Source organism: Orientia chuto str. Dubai (assembly GCF_000964595.1).
In the GTDB taxonomy this organism is placed as follows: domain Bacteria; phylum Pseudomonadota; class Alphaproteobacteria; order Rickettsiales; family Rickettsiaceae; genus Orientia; species Orientia mediorientalis.
Genome location: NZ_LANP01000007.1, coordinates 23,839 through 43,472 on the forward strand (window position 1 = coordinate 23,839; position 19,634 = coordinate 43,472).

General features: G+C 28.3%; 16 protein-coding genes, 1 tRNA gene and 3 pseudogenes. 10 read left to right on the forward strand and 10 right to left on the reverse strand.

The genetic code is table 11. From position 1 onward, the window contains the following. Window positions 1-18: 18 nt before the first annotated feature. Entirely contained in the window at window positions 19-582 is a 564-nt protein-coding gene (locus OCHUTO_RS01635) for a UbiX family flavin prenyltransferase (RefSeq protein WP_045797121.1), read from the forward strand. A 13-nt stretch (window positions 583-595) separates the two neighbouring features. On the opposite strand, the gene OCHUTO_RS01640 is transcribed toward OCHUTO_RS01635, so the two are convergent. From OCHUTO_RS01640 to ybeY, 3 genes are read right to left on the reverse strand one after another with little or no spacing between them, the layout of a single operon-like run. Continuing rightward, entirely contained in the window at window positions 596-1,270 is a 675-nt protein-coding gene (locus OCHUTO_RS01640; protein ID WP_232296919.1) for a transporter associated domain-containing protein, read from the reverse strand. A gap of 29 nt (window positions 1,271-1,299) precedes the next feature. After that, a complete protein-coding gene (locus OCHUTO_RS06245; protein ID WP_232296920.1) occupies window positions 1,300-1,509 on the reverse strand; it encodes a hypothetical protein in 210 nt (69 codons plus the stop codon). Window positions 1,510-1,518: 9 nt separating this feature from the next. Further along, window positions 1,519-2,022 carry an rRNA maturation RNase YbeY gene (gene ybeY, locus OCHUTO_RS01645; protein WP_045797122.1) on the reverse strand — a complete coding sequence of 168 codons (504 nt, stop codon included), beginning with the start codon at window positions 2,020-2,022 and terminating at the stop codon, window positions 1,519-1,521. A gap of 363 nt (window positions 2,023-2,385) precedes the next feature. On the opposite strand from ybeY, the gene OCHUTO_RS01650 reads away from it, so the two are divergent. The 3 genes and pseudogenes from OCHUTO_RS01650 to OCHUTO_RS01660 all read left to right on the forward strand — a co-directional run bounded on the left by OCHUTO_RS01650 (window position 2,386) and on the right by OCHUTO_RS01660 (window position 5,531). Next, window positions 2,386-3,096, forward strand: coding sequence for a VirB8 family type IV secretion system protein (locus OCHUTO_RS01650; RefSeq protein WP_045797123.1), 711 nt, complete (start codon window positions 2,386-2,388; stop codon window positions 3,094-3,096). Continuing rightward, on the forward strand, window positions 3,092-3,832 hold the full coding sequence (gene virB9, locus OCHUTO_RS01655; RefSeq protein ID WP_370664236.1) for a P-type conjugative transfer protein VirB9: 741 nt from the start codon (window positions 3,092-3,094) through the stop codon (window positions 3,830-3,832). The genes OCHUTO_RS01650 and virB9 overlap by 5 nt, the downstream gene beginning before the upstream one ends. Window positions 3,833-4,068: 236 nt before the next feature. Next, a pseudogene (locus OCHUTO_RS01660) lies at window positions 4,069-5,531 on the forward strand (replicative DNA helicase). Window positions 5,532-5,873: 342 nt separating this feature from the next. Here the strand turns inward: OCHUTO_RS01660 and OCHUTO_RS01665 are convergent. After that, window positions 5,874-6,260: a DUF2660 domain-containing protein gene (locus OCHUTO_RS01665; RefSeq protein ID WP_045797125.1), complete on the reverse strand. Its 387-nt coding sequence runs from the start codon at window positions 6,258-6,260 to the stop codon at window positions 5,874-5,876. 105 nt (window positions 6,261-6,365) lie between these two features. Here OCHUTO_RS01665 and ftsY point away from each other — a divergent pair, with 105 nt between their 5' ends. Further along, window positions 6,366-7,295 carry a signal recognition particle-docking protein FtsY gene (gene ftsY / locus OCHUTO_RS01670; RefSeq protein WP_045797126.1) on the forward strand — a complete coding sequence of 310 codons (930 nt, stop codon included), beginning with the start codon at window positions 6,366-6,368 and terminating at the stop codon, window positions 7,293-7,295. Window positions 7,296-8,131: 836 nt separating this feature from the next. After that, window positions 8,132-8,845, forward strand: coding sequence for a hypothetical protein (locus OCHUTO_RS01675; RefSeq protein WP_045797127.1), 714 nt, complete (start codon window positions 8,132-8,134; stop codon window positions 8,843-8,845). Window positions 8,846-9,240: 395 nt separating this feature from the next. On the opposite strand, the pseudogene OCHUTO_RS06250 reads toward OCHUTO_RS01675, so the two are convergent. The 4 genes and pseudogenes from OCHUTO_RS06250 to rplM form a co-directional block, all read right to left on the reverse strand. After that, window positions 9,241-9,360 (reverse strand): annotated as a pseudogene (locus OCHUTO_RS06250) (TraC family protein); the annotation flags it as partial. Between the two features lie 383 nt (window positions 9,361-9,743). Then, window positions 9,744-9,820 (reverse strand) — tRNA-Met (locus OCHUTO_RS01680). Between the two features lie 143 nt (window positions 9,821-9,963). Next, entirely contained in the window at window positions 9,964-10,449 is a 486-nt protein-coding gene (rpsI, locus tag OCHUTO_RS01685; protein WP_084215325.1) for a 30S ribosomal protein S9, read from the reverse strand. Between the two features lie 3 nt (window positions 10,450-10,452). Next, complete coding sequence (gene rplM, locus OCHUTO_RS01690; RefSeq protein ID WP_045797128.1) at window positions 10,453-10,926, reverse strand: 50S ribosomal protein L13; 474 nt, start codon at window positions 10,924-10,926, stop codon at window positions 10,453-10,455. A 682-nt stretch (window positions 10,927-11,608) separates the two neighbouring features. Here rplM and OCHUTO_RS06255 point away from each other — a divergent pair. Next, window positions 11,609-11,745 (forward strand): annotated as a pseudogene (locus OCHUTO_RS06255) (IS6 family transposase); the annotation flags it as partial. 290 nt (window positions 11,746-12,035) lie between these two features. On the opposite strand, the gene OCHUTO_RS01695 reads toward OCHUTO_RS06255, so the two are convergent. Continuing rightward, window positions 12,036-12,443, reverse strand: coding sequence for a F0F1 ATP synthase subunit epsilon (locus OCHUTO_RS01695; RefSeq protein ID WP_045797129.1), 408 nt, complete (start codon window positions 12,441-12,443; stop codon window positions 12,036-12,038). Next, window positions 12,440-13,867, reverse strand: a complete 1,428-nt coding sequence (atpD, locus tag OCHUTO_RS01700) for a F0F1 ATP synthase subunit beta (RefSeq protein ID WP_045797130.1) — start codon at window positions 13,865-13,867, stop codon at window positions 12,440-12,442. The genes OCHUTO_RS01695 and atpD overlap by 4 nt, the downstream gene beginning before the upstream one ends. Before the next feature lie 309 nt (window positions 13,868-14,176). Between atpD and risK1 the strand changes: the two genes are divergently transcribed. The 3 genes from risK1 (at window position 14,177) to OCHUTO_RS06265 (ending at window position 18,990) form a co-directional block, all read left to right on the forward strand. Further along, window positions 14,177-16,009, forward strand: a complete 1,833-nt coding sequence (gene risK1 / locus OCHUTO_RS01705; RefSeq protein WP_045797131.1) for a T4SS effector phosphatidylinositol 3-Kinase RisK1 — start codon at window positions 14,177-14,179, stop codon at window positions 16,007-16,009. Window positions 16,010-16,936: 927 nt separating this feature from the next. Next, window positions 16,937-18,628 (forward strand): sodium:solute symporter family protein, encoded by a 1,692-nt coding sequence (locus tag OCHUTO_RS06260; RefSeq protein WP_232296922.1) that lies wholly within the window; start codon window positions 16,937-16,939, stop codon window positions 18,626-18,628. A 206-nt stretch (window positions 18,629-18,834) separates the two neighbouring features. After that, window positions 18,835-18,990, forward strand: a complete 156-nt coding sequence (locus OCHUTO_RS06265; protein WP_232296921.1) for a hypothetical protein — start codon at window positions 18,835-18,837, stop codon at window positions 18,988-18,990. Window positions 18,991-19,634 lie beyond the last annotated feature (644 nt).

A 19,634-nucleotide genomic window follows, 5' to 3' on the forward strand; every position in this document is an offset into this window, starting at 1 on the left:
TATCATTAAAAGAAAGCTATGCCTAAAAAAAGTAGTATTATTATTGCTATTACAGGAGCATCTGGAGCAGCTTTTGGTATTAAGGCTCTTGAATTGCTAAGAAATCATGGTGTTACTACTCATTTAATTATTTCTAAGGCAGCAGCATTAACTATCTCAATTGAAACTAAGATTACAATTAAAGATATTGTAAAATTATCTACTTTTCATTATAAGAATTCTGATATTGCTGCCACAATATCTAGTGGCTCATTTAAAACTTGTGGTATGATTATTGCTCCCTGTAGTGCTAAGACATTAGCTTTTATTGCTCAAGGATATGAGGATAATTTAATTGTAAGAACAGCATCTGTTATTTTAAAGGAAAGACGACGCTTGGTATTAATGTTTCGTGAATCTCCATATCACCTAACTCATTTAGAAAATATGATTAAAATAACAAATCTTGGAGGAATAATAGCTCCACCTATACCTGCATTTTATAATAAGCCATCAACTATTGAGAATATTATTGAACATTCTGTTGGTAGAGCACTTGATTTATTTGACTTAGATATACCAATTAGTAGGTGGAAATCATGATTTCAGAATTTTTTTATAATATAGTAGATTCTTTTTGATTGTGAATAGTTAATTTAATTTGCTTTAATATACGAGGAGTAGCATCAATAATTTCTGCTTGAGCGTTGTTATTAATATCTACAATAAAACCTATAGATGGCATATATCCTATTCTAGTAAGTACTAACCCTCCGATAGTATTACATTCATCTTCTTCTTGTTTTAGTTGCATGCCAATAACTTTCTCTAATGTCTCAATTTTTACTCTAGCACTGGTAATAATTGTTTGTTGATCAACTACTTGATATGTAAATTCTGGTCTAGCATCAGAATAATTATTATCTTCTTGGTCTATTCCATCAAATATTTTTTCTATAATATCTTCAGTGGTTACAATACCATCTGTTCCACCATATTCATCAACTATTACTGATATATATATTTTTTTTCTTTGCATAATAGATAATAAATCTAATACCTTCATTGACTGAGCTGCAACAATTGGTTGACGTAAAATGGAGTTTAATGCAAAATTCTTATCATCAACCAATATAGGCAATAAATCTCTTATATGTACAAATCCAAGAATAGTATCAAGATTATTCTCATATACTAATATACGAGTATAGCAAGTATGGGTAATAATTGATTTTAACTTATCCAAAGTAACTGGTAGCTTAATTGCCTTAATATCAGATCTAGGAATCATGATTTCTTCTAAACTTTTGTTATAGCATTTTAGAAAATTCCTAGTAACATTTGCTCTCTTAGAGATAGTTTATTATCATTAACTTCAAGGTCTTGAATAATATGATATAATGCGCTGCATTTGAAATTACGCATAAGCTTAAAGCTACTTAAAATTTGTAAAATCCAATTTTTTATTGCTACTATACAAGAGGCAATAAATCTCTTTTTGCTTTTTTTTTCTAAAGGTTTAAGTTGCATAAATTATTACTAATATGGTGATGCTATGCTAAATTGTGCTAGTAAGCTAATTTCTAGCTTCTCCATAATTATAGCTTCGTTCTCATATTGATGATCAAACCCTAATAAATGCAATATTGCATGTATTAGTAAGTGAGAAAAATGGTTAACAAAGCTTTTTTTTTGTTCTTTTGATTCCAGCAAAATAGTCTCATATCCAAATGCAATATCTCCTAAATAAATGGAGTTACTCTTTATTTCTAAAGTAGATAAATTCCTCCAATCAATGACTTGATCTGGAAATGATAGAACATTTGTTGGCTTGTTAACTCCCCTATGGTTAAAATTTAAGCTCTGAATTTCACGGTCATTGGTCAATAAAATTACAATCTTAACCTGCTGTACTGATTGAAACCTAGTAAAAACTGGATGGCTTAATGTCGTTTTTACAATTTTTTTAATATAGCTAGAATTTATCTTTTTGCAATTTTGCCAAATTAATGCCTGTTTAATAATATCAACCTTGATTTTCATATAATATGGTAATTGCTAACTGTAATGTTAACCTGTAGGATTATTTTAATATAAATTATTAAAAATGAAAATAGTTATTTTATATTTAGGCATATGTAGATGGAGATATATAAGCAGCAAAATATATCATAAAAGCATATAAAAAGATATTGAAAAAAAAATTTTTCAAATAAAACAGATAAAAAATTTAAGATTTGATCTAACATAAAATATCGTTATCTATATTTCTAAACTAAATATTATATTACTAATCCACAGTGTGATTTTTTTATAATTTAGTATAAGCATATTTGAAATAAATAGTTTTAAAATCTATAGTAATATGTTAGGATTTAGCTACAGTTTTAGTGCTAAATCTAAATAATGGATAATAGTAAAATAACAGCTAATATTAAAAGCGGTAAGTACTTTCAAGATGCTTATACATGGTATAAAAGTAAGTACCTTTATCCTTTACTGCATCGTTCTATAATATTTATTGTACTAATGTTATTGCTAGTGCTAATAGCACTAAGTATAATAAACGTTTATAGCTTATTGCCTATTACGAAATCACTGAAATATATTATTTCAGTAGATGAAAAGTTTAATGCTGCAGCTAAGGTAACTCATGCAGATCAAGTTCTTAAAAATCCTCTCCAATCTATAATAAAAATTTTAGCTGAAGGTTATGTTATAAAGCGTGAAAGTTATAACTATAATGAACTTGCGAGTCAATTTCAATATATCAAAAATAGATCTACTAGAGGAATATTTAGGCAATTTGTTAATTATATGAGCCTTGAAAATTATCATTCTCCTGTATTAAGATATCAAAAGACAGCTAAACGTAAGATTAAAATTTTATCCTCGGTATTTCTTAATAATGAAGAACTAGCCGTATATTTTCATTCTTGTACTATAGATGATAAGGGCAATATATTTGAAGATATGGAATGGAAAGCAAATATTAATTTTGAGACAGACCAAGTTAATTTAAATGCTGCATCTGGTTCAATTTTTAAATTTTTTGTAACAGATTATAAAATAACATTACTACGGAATAATAATGGAAAGCATCAACAAGCACATTAGGTTTTTTTTCATATTGTTATTAACTATAATACTACCACTTAAAGTAGTTGCTATTAGGGAACCTAAGCCTACAGCTATTGACAGCAGAATCAGAGTAATAACTTATAGTCCAAATGATGTATTCAAATTTACTGGGTATTATAATTATCAAGGATGCATAGAACTTGATAAAGGCGAAGAGGTTATAAACTTATCAATGGGAGATCCAAATGCTTGGTTTATTCAAGAATTTGGTAATAGAATTTTCATTAAACCTATTAAGGATGATGCTACAACAAATATGCTTCTCATTACTAATAAACGTACTTACTTTTTTGAATTACACGCTGAGGAAGTACAAAATATTACTGATTCTAATATGATATTTTATGTAAAATTTTTGTATCCTGATAATGAAAAAAGCAATAATATAAATTCTGCATCATTAACTTCAGAACCAGATTTAGCACATCCGGAAAATTATAATTTTTACTATACTATTAGTGGACATCAAGAAATAGCACCGATAAAGATTTTTGATGATGGGGATTTTACTTATATATATTTCAGAGATAAAAATGCTGCAATGCCAACAGTATATGTAATAGATGATAGACGAAAAGAATCACTAGCGAATTTTAGAATAAGTACTAAGCACCCTAACTTAATGATTATAGAGCAAGTAGCTCCTAGATTATCTTTGAAGTTAGGAAAAAAAGTGGTATATGTGTTTAATGAAGTATTACTACAAAAGTAGTAAATTATTTTCCTAACTAATAATTTTACTATTGAGTATTTTTTTAAATTTTTTACTCTAATCGTAATGTAAGAGTTTATAGTGCACTTATTAAACTGCTGCAAAATTTAAAAAATTATAATAATTAAAACTAACTTTATTTATAAAGTATAGATTAGTATTATAGCTGCTTATTTTTAGTTAATGATCTAAAATATTATTCAATTTTAGTAATCAATATATATTATTAAGAGAACATGGAAAAAGATTTAACTATAGCAAAATCAGCGCCAAATAATATTCAAGCTGAGCAAATGATACTTGGAGCAATTCTAATTAATAATTGTGCACTATATAGTATTAACGAGTTTTTACTACCTGAACATTTTTACGAGCCATTACATAGTAAAATATACCAGTCTATTAATCTTATTATTAGTAAAGGAATTAGTGCTACTCCTATTTCATTAAAAAATATGTTAAATAATGAACCTTCATTTGAAGAAATTGGAGGAATAAATTATCTTGCAAAACTTACAACTTTAGCTTTGAGTGTTATTAATATTAATGAATATGGTAGAATAGTATATGATCTTGCACTCCGCCGTTATCTAATTGAAATTGGTGAAAAAGTAGTAACAAATGCGTATTGTTCTACTTTAGACAAAACAGCTATAAGTCAAATAGAAGCTGCTGAATCACAATTATATGATCTAGTTTCAAAAGGAACTTTAAGTCATGGATTTGCCAAATTACAAGCTTCTGTTGAAGAGTCATGGAAATCAATTTCAGCTGCTATAAAAAATAAAGGCTCAATTAACGGCATTAGTAGTGGTTTTTTAGATCTTGATTGCAAACTTGGAGGATTTAAAAATTCTGATCTATAATATTAGCTGGTAGGCCTTCAATGGGTAAAACTGCTTTAGGAATTAATTTAGCAGTGAATTCTTGTAAAAACTTTTTGTCATCAGCTCAACAAAGTATCAATAATAATGATAAAGTTTCTAGTATAGCACAATCAATTGGTTTCTTTTCATTAGAAATGTCATCTCAGCAGATTGCTACTAGAATTCTTGCTATGGAATCAGAAATCAATAGCTCTGCATTGTCTAATGGCAAGATAAGAGAACAAGAAATTAATAAGTTAAAGATAATTCAAGATGAAATACAACAGTGGAACTTTTTTATAGATGATGCTCCTGCAATATCAATATCTGCAATTAGATCTCGAGCTCGTAGGCTTAAACGTACTCATAATTTAGCAATATTATTTATTGATTATTTACAGTTAATAAAAGTTGATAACAGTAAAGGTCAGTATAACAGAGTGTATGAAATATCTGAAATTACTCAATGCTTAAAAGCACTTGCAAAAGAACTTAATATTCCAATAATTGCATTATCACAATTATCAAGAGCGGTTGAACAAAGGCCAGATAAAAAACCGTTATTATCAGATCTACGAGAATCAGGCTCTATTGAGCAAGATGCAGATATTGTAATGTTTATATATAGAGAAGAATATTATTTATCTAGAGCAGAGCCACCTCTTGATACTCCAGAACACATAGAATGGCAAGAAAGGCAAGATAGATGCCATAATACTGCTGAAATTATTGTTGCTAAGCATCGTAATGGTCCAGTTGGTACAGTAAAGTTATACTATACTAGTCAGTATTCGAAATTTGCTAATATTGTTAAATATCAGCAGCAAGGTTAATATAATTGTGAGGCCATAGTACAGAGAAATAAGTATTGCAGTGGTAGAATTGTAGTTTAATAATAACTCTATAATATGTTTTCTAGCAGCTTTTATATATGCATTCTTTATTATTTTTTCTATTTTAAATGTTTGATCATGTCTGTAATACTTATCTATATTCTGGCATATTATATTTAACCACCCTGGTTATTAAAATGCTTTTTTGGTTTCAAGCATATAAACAATATTCAGTATGGGATACCTTTGTCCATATATTATCTTCCTTAGTTGGCCTTATCTACTAAATATTCTATTTATTCTAAAATCCTAATCCAAAACTAAGTTATATACACATTAAATTTAATGGCTTTTTCCTCTGTTAGTAGTTTTTTCAACAGTAACATTTTGATGAGGTTGATGATTAACAGTATTAGTTATTTGATGCTCATACCTTACTCCTATTTCATGCAACTTACTACCTATTTTAATTACTTTTTGCTGATCTTCATAGCTAAATCTTTTTAAGATTGTCTTAGTTATATCATATAAAAATTGCCAAGACATTTCAGTTAGTTGCTTTAAGGAAAGCTTTTGTATAGATGTTCTAGCTTGAGCATACTTATTTTGCGCTTGTTCGTCTCCTCGTTGTACGTATTCATGTTTGTTTGGCTTATATTTTCGTATTTTGTAAAGCACTAAGTAAACTACGATAATAGCAAATAAAATTATAACTAGATAGTTAAGCATAGTTTAAGCTGTAACCTTGTTATTTGATTGATTCATTTGTAATTATATTTATAAAAAATTATATTATAGCATAATAATTAAAAAATTAAACAAGGTATAAAATTTATGTCATCATGGCTTAATAAGCTTACAACAGCTGTTAGTAAAACAACTAACAAGCTTACAGCACAAATTACTAAACTTTTTTCTGAAAAAACTATAGATCAAAAATCTATTGAACAGCTAGAGGAAATTTTGTTAAGTGCTGATTTTGGTGTTACAGCTACCAATAATATTATAGAAAACTTTAAAAACATTAAATTTAATAAAAATCTTCAGTTCGAAGATTTTAAGGCAGAGTTAGCAACATCAATTATTAAATTTGCTTTTCCTAATGGGAATTCTAAACTAGCTATTAAGCCAGATGTGCTAAATATAATAATTATGTGTGGAATTAATGGTAATGGTAAAACTACTACTATTGGTAAATTATCAAATTATTATAAACTACAAACACAAAAAGTAGCTATAGCTGCTTGTGATACTTTTAGGGCTGCAGCAACAGAGCAGCTAGAAGAATGGGCAAACAGATCAAATAGCCATATATTTAAAGGGGATGCAGGTGCTGATCCAGCAAGTGTAGCATATCAAGCTGTAAATTGGGCAATATCTAATCAAATAAACATCTTGTTTATTGATACAGCTGGTAGATTACACAATCATAAAAATTTAATGGATCAATTGAAAAAGATAAAAAAGGTTATAAATCAGCATCATAGTAGTTCCATATGTTATACCCTGCTTACTTTAGATGCTACTAATGGCCAAAATGCTTTTACTCAAGTTGAACAATTCCAAAATATTATGTTATTGGATGGACTAATTATTACAAAACTTGACAGCACATCAAAAGCAGGAGTAGCTATAGGAATAGCTGAAAAGTTTAAAATTCCTATTTATTTTATTGGTATAGGAGAGAAAATTGATGATATTAAAGAATTTAATTCTAGTGATTTTGTAAATGCAATATTAGGATTTGTACAACTAGAAAAATAGTAAAGGAAAATATAGAAGTATATTTGTTTACATAGGAATTAATTAATGAATAAAGTTACTATAAACCTCAGTGTTAGATTATGAAATTTAGAATTAATATAGCGACTAAGTATAAACAAAAGCATTCGATATTGGACGATATATTGTATATTTGAGATCAAATTATATAACAAAGAATAAGAAATATATTTCAGCGAGTAGATTTATTATAGCTTTAAAAACTATTTTTAATTATGCCATAAAATTTGAATTAATAGATATGATGAAAGAAGAAAAGTTTATTAAAGAAAAGAGTTAGTTAATAAGATATTCTAATATTATTATAAGTTTAAGTATTTTACCACTTTCATGATGTTTTAAGAAATTTTTGAAAAAAATGGGTAACTATAATTAAATGTAACACTAACTGTGTTTAATGGTTTAATTTTAGCAAACTGATCTAGAAAATGGTTATCAGTACGAATTTAAATAATTAATGAATTCAGCAAATAAGTGAGTAAATACATTAATACAAGAGCTATGTCTGTGATAAGCTAATATTTATAATACTGATTTCATAGGAGAGATAAGTTTTTCAATAAAAGACCATTACATCAGTATCATCTTATCAGTTATACCAATTAATATGCTTTTTTTTAATTTTAGTAATTTAAAGTAACTTTCTGCTCAAATGGTGCAGAGGATAATTTTCTAGAAATATATCACCTATCAATTTTGCTTATATATTTTTGACTTATTTATACTTTTTCTTATGGAAAAATATAGAGTAAATTTTTTTGATTGTTGTTTTACTAAATTAAATCTATAATAACTTTTTGTGCAAATTAAGTAAAAATATGGTTATAAGAGGAAAAAATTTACTATTAGCTACAGTCCTGTTATTACTTTACTCGTTTCCGTCATTAGTTTATGGTATAAATGATTTGCAGGAAAATTATTATTTTAAAATATCTGCTGGAATGACAAAACCTAAAGGAGAATTAAATATTGAAAGCGCAAAAAAAATCCTGAAGGCTGATTTCTATCCTGAGTTTCAAGAATTAAAGAATGCTATTGTTAATAGAAATAGTACAATTTATGAAATATCTCTGGGTATGTATTGTACTCGATCAATAAGATTAGAGGTAGGATTGCAGTATGTATCAAATCTTTCATTTGGGGGGGATATAAGCTTAGTTGGAAATGCAGATATTAAGATCAACAATTATAATATAGGAGCGGAAGAATATATTCCTACTACTGCAGGAATGATTAAAGGGTATTGGCATATAATTGATTTATTTAATATAGTATCTGTTTTTGCTACAGGAGGAATAGGAGCATATGGTATTAATATATCACATGAACCAATGTTTATTGTTCCTGGACTTTTGATTGGTGGAGGATTATCACTTAGTATAAGTCGTATAAATTTTGATGTTGAGTGTAATTACGCAAGTTTAAGTGTAAAAAATGATTTATTACCAATTAATTCACAATCATTGGGCAAATTTATGCTGCATAGTTTATATGGGTATAATATACTAGGTAGTATACGGTTTGATTTCTAGTATAGTAGATAGCAGCAGATCAGGAGGAATTTTATTACTAATTTTTTAGATATAAAAAATTTTTATCTTTAGGTTTAGGCTATACATTGAGTAATTCTTAAAAAAAGCCAGAGCTGGTATGATTTTATGTTTTTGCATGCTATACCAAGACATTTTGTAAACCTCAGAGTTTTAGATTAAGAATTTAAGAATTAAAATGGAGAAATATTTGGTAGCCATCATATAGAGCATTTCTTGAATAATTGGCAGTCTTATCGGAAAGGCAATATATTTGTTTTGAGCTAGCAAAAAAGAAGAACAGAGTTTCTACATAATAGAGCACGAAACGCTGGAATGATAAAGGATACTGTGCTTTTGATTTCAGTACCTAATCCAATTGATTTAAACGTATCCTATAAAGTCTCTTTTCTTCGAATCATATCATTGATATTAGCGTTTAAATCTGGTATTGTTACTAAAATCAAAAGCACAGTATCCTTTATCATTCCAGCGTTTCGTGCTCTATCATGTAGAAACTATAACTATTTCAGTAATTAATAATAAAGGAAGACATAATTGAAAAGAAAGTTGAAGGTTGGTTGATAGAAGAAGATAAACGTTCAGGCATAAGAGGACAAAACCATAATTAAAGATAAAAGATAACTAATATAATACTTTAACATATAAAACTTATCAAAAACTTTTAATATCTTTAAATCTTTAATAATGTAAAAAAAAGAAAAAATACATTAAAAATTATGCAATAAAACAATACCTTACCTTTGAATTTTCTATAATAGAAATCTTACACATTCTTATAAGAAAATACACTTTTTTTCTTTGTTTGGTTTGGCTTTATTACTTCTGTTATTTTATAGCAAACTCAAGTAATACAGAGCTGATTAGATAAAAATAAAACTGGTAGCGAAGGAGGGACTTGAACCCCCGACTCGTGGATTATGATTCCACTGCTCTAACCACCTGAGCTACCTCGCCCAAACAATATATAAATATATTTGACTTAAAAAACTTTTAGACCGCATTATAGCTAGCTATATCAATCTGTAATTAAATTGCTTTTTTAAAGCGATTATATAATAGCTTAAAAAAGTGCTAATAATACAATAAATTTTTATATATCAACGTTTAGAAAATTGTGTTTTCTTACGTGCTTTATGTCTACCATATTTTTTACGTTCAACGATACGTGAATCCCGGGTTAAAAGCTTATGCTGCTTCAATATATGACGCAACTCTGGATTAAAATTATTAAGAGCTCTAGATATACCTAATTGTATTGCCCCAGCTTGGCCAGAAAGACCTCCACCTTTTACTGTGCACTTAACATCAAACTGCTGAATAGCATTAGTAACTACTAGTGCACTTAATGCTATTTGCGTATGAGCTAACCGTTTAAAATAACTATTAATTGGCATCCTATTAACTATAATAGCCCCTGTTCCTTGCTTTAGCCAAACTCTTGCAACAGCACATTTTCTGCGCCCAGTTCCATAGCTAGAATATAACCTACTCCCTTTTAGCGAAGCGCTAATTTCCTTAGATTCAGCAGGTAAGTTAGAGCTTAAACCTGATGATACTGTATCTTGAGTTGATATATTAGACATAAATTAAACTATAATTTTATTTTTAATATTTTCAGCAGCAAAGTTATACAATATTGGAGTTTGAGCAATATGCGGATGATCCGGCCCCTTATAAACGTATAAATTACTAAATTGCTTTCTTCCTAATTTATTTGATGGTAACATTCTCTTTACAGCAAGCTGTATAATCCTTTCAGGATAGTTGCTTTGTAGTATCTTACCAGCTGTTGTAACTTTAATGCCACCCGGAAAACCACTATGGTGATAGTAAAGCTTGCCATTTTTTGTATTAGACTTACTACCGGTTAACTTTATTAGCTCTGAATTAATTACAATCACATTGTTACCACAGTCCATATGTGATGTATAAATAGGCTTATCTTTACCACGTAATATTACAGCAATCCTAGCAGCTAAGCGTCCTAAAATTAAATTTGTTGCATCTATTAGAACCCACTTTTTACTAATTTCTGTAGGCTTAACTGAATATGTTTTCACAATATACAAATTTTAAATTAGAATAATTCAAGCAATATCATAAAATTATTTCCAATGCAACAGAATTATTGTTTAAAAACATTTAATGCTTTTTCATTTATATTTTAAATCAAAACGTGGATTTAAAATATAAATGAACTAACTAACTAAAAAAGAAGTTAGAGAAATAGTTATTTAATGTTTTATAAACTATATAACATCTGCTATTAAGTTTTATCTTCATTTTAGTTAATACATAAATTTAACTTTAGCTAGATTAATATTAATTTGTCAACATGACTATAATATCTTAAAGGTGATTGTGCAAATGTAGACATTAATACTTCCCAAAAATTGAGTACCAATTTTCAATTAAACAACTTGAGCTTATAGTTGATAAGCTAAGCGCGGCATAAAACTGTTTTCAAGTATTTTTTTATTATAAAATTATTATAAAAAATTTGACTATAAAATATTATACTATAAAACATTATACTATAAGATTATGGGCTACACAAAAGAAGTGGAAAGTTAATTTTACTTAACTTATAAGCTTCATAAAATTTGCTATTAGCGTGTATATTTGTTAGTTAATATATAACTGTTAACTGTAGCTGTGTTTGTAATATAGTTCTGTAGCATTTATTGCCAAGTATGTGACATAGACTTTAAATAGCTTAAGAAAGATTTATGCTATTTTACTATAGCTCCAAGACACTTGAAGTATTTCAAATGATTTTGCTTATCACATGAAATAATAAATTAGTATATATGAAGTGTAAATTTTCTTTAAGTTATAGAGAACTTAAAGAGATAGTAAGTGTAAGAGGAGCCAAAATATAGATCATATGATTTTTCAAAGATAGTTAATTAAGTTTTCTCCTTGGTAAATCCAATAGACAAGACATATTTAAGATTTAATAGCAATTGACTATCGTAGTAGCAATACCATCAATTATTCTAAGAAAGCACAGGAATGCTGCAGCTACTAAGGTAATTTTTTTTTTCAGAAAGTCTTTAAGAATAATGCTAAAATATAGTGGAGGAGATAGAATTTATATAAAAGAAAATAAAACTAAATCTTTATTCACCATGATATTTTTTCTATTTTTAGAACTTTTTTTTGGATTCTATTTAGCTAATAATTCTAAATTAGCAGTTAAAAATTTATGTTCTTTTTGTAATAAATTATTTTGCTTTGATAAAATTATAGCATTAATTTCTTCAATCCTAGCTTCAATTTTGACCTTATCAGCTTGCTTACAATTCATTCCAAAAGTGGTTATTATATCTACTCCTTGAGGATATACTTTTGCTATACCATCACTGATAGTAAAACTATCAATAATTTTGCCATTATTATGAACTTCTGCTATACCAAATTTTAGTACAACTATTATATGTGAATGCTGAGGTAAAACTGCTAATACTCCTTTTAATCCTGGCAGGACTAACATATCAACAGCATTGTTGTTGTATATTACTTTTTCAAAAGCGAAAATTTTAACTGTAAGCTTTTGTAGATTTGCAAATTTCATAATGTTTTAGACTTTTTGATAGCTTCATCAACACTACCAACCATGTAAAAAGCCATTTCTGGTAAGTCATCATACTTTCCTTCAACTAAACCTTTAAATCCACGAATTGTATCTTGTAAACTAACAAATCTACCTTCTTTGCCTGTAAAAACTTCAGCAACATGAAAAGGTTGAGTTAAAAAACGTTGTATTTTTCTGGCTCGAGAAACAATTTTTTTTTCGTCATCAGATAATTCGTCAACACCTAATATAGCTATTACATCTTGTAGAGACTTATAAGTTTGCAAAATTTTTTGTACCTCTGTAGCTACTAAGTAGTGTTCTTGTCCTACTACATCAGCATCAAGTAATTGTGAACTACTATTTAATGGGTCAACAGCTGGATAGATGCCAAGCTCAGCAATTTTACGACTAAGAACAGTAGTAGCATCAAGATGAGCAAAACAAGCTACTGGAGCTGGATCAGTTAAATCATCAGCTGGTACATAAATTGCCTGTATAGATGTGATAGCTCCAGATTTTGTTGAAGTAATGCGCTCTTGTAAACTTCCTATATCAGTAGCTAGGGTAGGTTGGTAACCTACTGCAGATGGAATACGTCCTAATAATGTAGATATCTCTGCACCTGCTTGAGTAAATCTAAAAATATTGTCAATAAATAGCAGAACCTCACCTTCATGCATATCACGAAATGACTCAGCTATAGTTAACCCTGTTAATGCTACTCTAGCTCTTGCTCCAGGTGGCTCATTCATTTGCCCAAATACTAAAGTAACCTTAGAATTTTCTAAGTTATTAAGATCAATTATATTAGACCCAACCATCTCCTTATATAAATCTCCACCTTCTCTTGTACGTTCTCCAACTCCTGTAAAAACTGTATAGCCCTTGTAAGCTTTAGCTACATTGTTGATAATCTCCATTATTAAGACAGTTTTGCCAACTCCTGCACCACCAAAAAGGCCAATTTTTCCTCCACTTACATATGGAGTAAGTAAATCTATTACTTTAATACCAGTAGCTAATATTTTTCGTGTAGTAGATTGGTTTGCAAATGTTGGAGCATCTTTATGAATCTGAGCAAAATTTTTGCATTTAATAGGACCTAAACCATCTATTGGCTGCCCAGTTACATTTAAAATTCTTCCTAAAATTGATTTACCAACTGGTACTTTAATTTGTTCTTCAGTATCAATTACTTCTACTCCTCTAAATAATCCATCAGTTGAACTCATAGCAAGACACCGCACCACATTATCTCCTATGTGTTGTACAACCTCTAAAACTATTTTTTTATCATTAACATTGCACTCTAAAGCATTTAAAATATAAGGCAAGTGTCCATCAGGGAACATAACATCAACAACTGCTGAAATAACTTGTACAACCTTACCATGCTGCTTATGTTTTTCTTTTAACTTCATTAGTAAATTTTTATCTAATTAAGTATTATGGAACTATAATACGCTTTATCCTATGCTAAAATAGAAAAATGTCAAAATAAAAACGAATAAATATAAGCTAAAGAAAAAAAACTATATAACTATAAGCTAAAATATTTTTATATAAGGTCTTACGATAGTAGACAATTTTCATGCAGTCTTATTTTTTATAGAAAAGGGCATGAAACGCATAATTTTAGCTAATTAAAAAATCTTTCAGTTTATCTCTTGAATAAATTTATAGAATTATGTATCTTTAAGTTGAAGATTGTAATATTCAGGAAGGTTCTAATGTCTAAAGACGTGCTTGTAGAAGGCATATTAACAAATAAGTTACTTAAAGCTCTAGCAGTATCTAATCAATCTAAAGTTTCAGAAGAAAGAATTTTATCATTAGGTAATAATTTAGAAAGAATCTTAAATATTATTTCTAAAAATCCTAGCATACCTCATATTGAAGAATATCATAAATGTCTTTCTGATTTAAATAATCAGGATTTATGTAAAGTATTAAAAATATTACAGGATGTGTTTGTAGGTGATGAAAATAAGGAGTTAAGAGAGGTTATCAATTTACCACTGCTAGATAGATTAACTAAAAAATATAAAGCAGAGCAAGCAGAGGAATTAAAGAATCAAAAAAGTTCTGATAAAGATTTCCCAAATAGCAATATTGAGACGCTGCTACGTGATAGAAATGTTACTAAACAAAATGAATTTCCTAAAAAAGAAGCTAAAAAGATTGGTATATCTGATGGATACGTTGCTACTGAAGAATTAAGTGGGCATACCTTTCTTTTAAAAAAATTTTATAAAAAAGATATCAGTATTGGTAAAAATTTAGCTCAAATGCCAGAAAAAGAAATAGATAAGCTGCAACTAGCTTGGAGCGACAGAAGAGATGCAGTACAAGAATTAATAGCATCTTCCCTATATGAGCTATTATTGTATGGCCGAGCTCCAAAGGAAGCATTGGTAAGACCAGATGAGTCTAATTCAGATTCCCTATATATTAGGTCTAAGTTTCTTGATAATGCAGTACTGCTTTCAAAATTTTCTGGCATGAAAACATCTACAGGACTTAAAGCTGGAGCTAAAAAGTTACAAAAATTAGAAGGATTTGAAAAAGTAATTGCTGCTTGTCATATTCTAGGAGAGTTAGATTATCATTCTGGTAATTTAATGGTACAAGATGGTACAACTATAACTAAAATAGACCATGGTAGATCTTTAATGCAATTTTATGAAGATTTTAAAAGCATGGTTAGTACAACAAATAATATGTTTAATGATCCTTTTCTAAATTATAATTCAGCGATTCAGAAAGGTAATTTATTCTTTGATATTAGAAAATATAATAGCGCACTAAAGCAAATGCTAGCTCAAATAGATGAACATCAAATAGATGCTATAATCGAACAAAAAGCTTTTGAATTAGAAAAATTAGGATTTGACCCAAAGGGCTTTATTGGAAAGGTTAAATTTAAAGGTGAAGCTTTTACTAGCACTCCTATCAATAATTATTATGCACTAATAAAGTTCTATAAAGTTAATTTAAAAGAAAATATTAAAAATATGAAAGAAATTGCAAAAGCAACTGATGTAATAAGTAAGTTTAGCAATGTATCATCTAAATTTAAGAAAGGAATGTGGTTAAAAGCTTTTGCTACTAGTAATATAAAAGATCCAGTTTTGTATGCATACAATCACAATATCAAAATTGATGAAAAAGATGCTTTAACATGGGCTATTGAAAATAATTATCAAATAAGTAGTTTAAGCCATCATAATGTAGAAAAATATACTTGCGAACAACAATGGCAAAAGGATAATGATGGTAAATGGCAAAAAAAGGAGCTTTTAACTCAAATACAAGAAAAAGATATTATTAAATTGAATGCTGCAGATTATATCATAGAAACCGAAAAATGTAGAAAAGATCTTGAAAAGCAATTACTATTGAAACAATCGCAAAATATGTTAGTAAGAAAGTTACCATCAGAAAAAGTAAAAAATTTTGATGATTCTGAGTTAGTAAAAAAGAGAATGTTATTAAAGCCTAAAATGAGTCATCGAATAAAAATTCAAAAAAATCGCCCAGCTAGCCATAATAAAAGTTTTTGAAGTAGATAATATATTTTGCAGCAATATTACAAACATCAGTTTTTGATTAAGAAACTATTAATACATTGAATACAGTTTCAATGATTAAATGTTTACGTAGTGAATCTCAAACAGAGGTGAAAATTTTATTTTCCATATTTTTCTTTATACCAGTTACCAATGTCAGTTGTTGATATAAAGATCAGAAAATAATTCTGAATTTTAAATAGCATTTTATCACCATATATAAAACTAATATGCTTGATTAATTCAGAAACAGGATCCTACGGCTATATTTGTCTATAGTTAATTTAAGGTTCTTGAATAATTAGCAAATGTAATTTTAATCCCAAAAAACCAACATTTATTAAGAGCAGTAATATTAACGTTATTTCTGAAAGCTTTTTTTGAATGATAGATCGAAATTGATATAGAATCTATGCAGGATAAGTCAGTAGGCTTACTAAGAAATGACAATACTATTCACAAATAAGAAATTAAATAGTTTAATATTCTCACTTTATAATGTAGTAAAACAGCAGTATTATATTAAAATCAGATTATTTGTATAATTGTAAATAACTAGTATAACAATATTTAAAGTTTTTTTTAAAGAGACTGATGATATAGCTCTATTGTTAGAATCGTTATCTAAAACTGATATTAAATACAATTGTTGACAGGACTAGTATATTAAGTCACTATTTTTTATATAGATGTTTTATTACATGATTTGGTTGTTATACATTTATAATTGCTAACTAAGGAATTAAAGGGAATTTAAAATGCCAGCATTAAATATAGACCTAATTTTAGTAGGTTGTTCTTGATAACAAATTTAGCTATAGGGTTATGGTATGGTAAGGGAGTAAAATCTATAAAAGACTATGCTCTGGTGGAAAAAATTTCAGCACAACTGCACTTACAGCAACTTTAATAGCTACTTGGATTGGCGGAGGAACTTTTAGTTTTGGATTATATGAAATATACTCAATTGGAATACTTGCATTACTTTCCGTTATAGGGCAAACATTGGGATTACTTTGTTATGCTTATATCTTAATTCCAAGAATGCAGGAGTTTTTTGGTAAGTTATCAGTTGCAGAAGTAATGGGAGATCTTTATGGCAAACATGTTAGAATTGTTACAGCTATTTGTTCTATAATAAGATCATCAACAGCAATCGCTATGCAGATTAAAGTTTTTTCCACCATGTTTAATCACTTTTTAGATATAGATAGTTTATATGCAACTTTAATTAGTAGTATGGTAGTCGTTATATATTCAGCTTTTGGAGGAATTAGGGCTGTAGTATTTACTGATATTTTTCAAGCTTTAGCTTTTGGAGCTTTTATTCCGACTTTAGCAATACTTATTTGGAGTATGTTTGGCAGTTGGAAATCTATAGTAAATACTGTAACTACTAATCCTATATTAGACTATAAAATATTGCTAGACTATAACAATCAAAATACTCTGAAATATTATGGTGTATTTGTCTACTGTATATTACCATGCTTTAGCCCAGCTATGTTTCATAGAGTTTTAATTGCACGTAATACAGTACAAGCTGTTAGTGCCTTTAAAGTTATGATTTCTATGTATTTATTGTTTTGTCTATTTGTAGGGTTTATAGGATTAACATTACTTTCATCACATCAGACAATAGAAGCTAATAATTTAGTACCATATATAATAGATAGCTATGCTTATACTGGATTTAAAGGATTAGTAATAATTGGAATATCTGCAATGATTATGTCAACAGCAGATTCATGGATTAATTCAGCTTCTATTATTTTTGTTAATGACTTATGTAAACCTTTAGGTTTATTTAACAATAATCAAAAACTAGAAATTATAGCAGTAAGAGCATTTGCTATATCCATTGGAGTATTGGGATTATGTATGGCGTTGTCACAACAAAATTTGTTAGGAATATTATTATTTGGGGCTAGTTTTTATACCCCAATAGTAGGAATACCATTACTGTTTACAATTTTAGGTTTTAGAACTACTACTAGAGTGATATTAGCTGGAATGGCTGCTGCAGTATCAACTACATTTGTTTGGAGTAAATACTTTAATGCAGCGCTACCAATAGGTGACATCATACCAGCTACTATAGCAAATTTTACAGTAATGATGATAATGCATTATGGCCTTGGCGAGCCAGGTGGGTGGGTTGGTCCTAGTGATCGTGGACCACTAAATGTTCTTAAAGAAAAACGTAAACAACAAATTAATACTATTTCTAGTTTCTTTAAATCACTAGCAATTAACTTGAGTTGGAATAATATTTGTGCTTATTGTAATAATGAAACATTTCGTGGTAAGCACTATTATATTGAGTATGCAGCTGTTACTATATTATCATTAATGGTTATGTCATTATGTGGGCAAGTAGAGCATAAAGCTGCTTCAGTATGGTTGATTACTAAAATATCTATTACTCTTTTAGGATTTATAATAACTACATTATTACTCTATAATAAGAAATGGAATGAAGATTTTCGAAATAAATATCTAGGCTTTATTTGGCATATTGCAATATTTTATACTTTAGTATTTAGCAATACTTTACTAACATTAATTGGCGGTTCATCACCAATATTACTAATGTGTTTTATACTAACTTAGTTGTAACAGGATATTATTACAATGGCATACAGCTTTGTTATGATATTATTAGGTGTCCAGTTGGTACTGTAGTTTTTAATATGTTAGCTAGCTATGGAGGCTACTTAGTGATTATGATAAAGTTAATAATGACTTAGAATTATATGTTATGTGGGCAATAATATTATTAGCGCAATATTATTGCTATTAGATTAAGCAAAATCAGTTTGTTAGTAACACAAAATGTATGCTACACTAAGGATAATGTTGATGTACTTAATCTACGTTTAGATGATAAAAGTCAAAAAATGGAAGCACTTCTTGAGACTAAAAAATATATACTTAATAATTTAAGTCATGAAATAAAGTCTCCTTATCTGTAGCACGTACTGCATTAATTTACTGAATAAAAGCTACCAAAATACTATAAGAAGCGAGATTCTAGGAGAAAGAAAGAGTATTAACTATAATAACATTAGCTAATTCTGGTATTGAGAATTGTATCATATAGAAAATTTACTTGATTTATCGAATTGAACAAGGCGAATGTATTTGATATAGAGTTAAATAATTTTCAATTATGTTAAAAGAAATAGTTGCTGAATGTAGTAAACTCAACGTAACTGAAAACCATATAATTAGTTTAAATTATGTGATCAAGCTGAAACTATGTTTGAGTTTGATTATGCTAGAATAAGAAAAGTAATGCTAAATCTTATTTCAAATGCAATTCAATGCCCTTCTTTTTCTAGTATAGTTTTTAAATATGGGCTTTTATGAAAACTTGCATTGTCCATCACAACTACAGAATTATTAGGTAATTTCGGTATTAAATCATGTTTTACTCAACCGTTAAATAATATTACAGTCAAAAATTGATACGGTTAGCAGCGATTTATTATGTGCCTATAGTTCTTTTTGACGGATGCCAATCATGCATTCCGTAACATCTCATGCCTTCATATCCGTTAGTTCTAGGAGCACTAGAAATAAAACCGCTCTCTCATAAGACAATAACCTTTCCTTA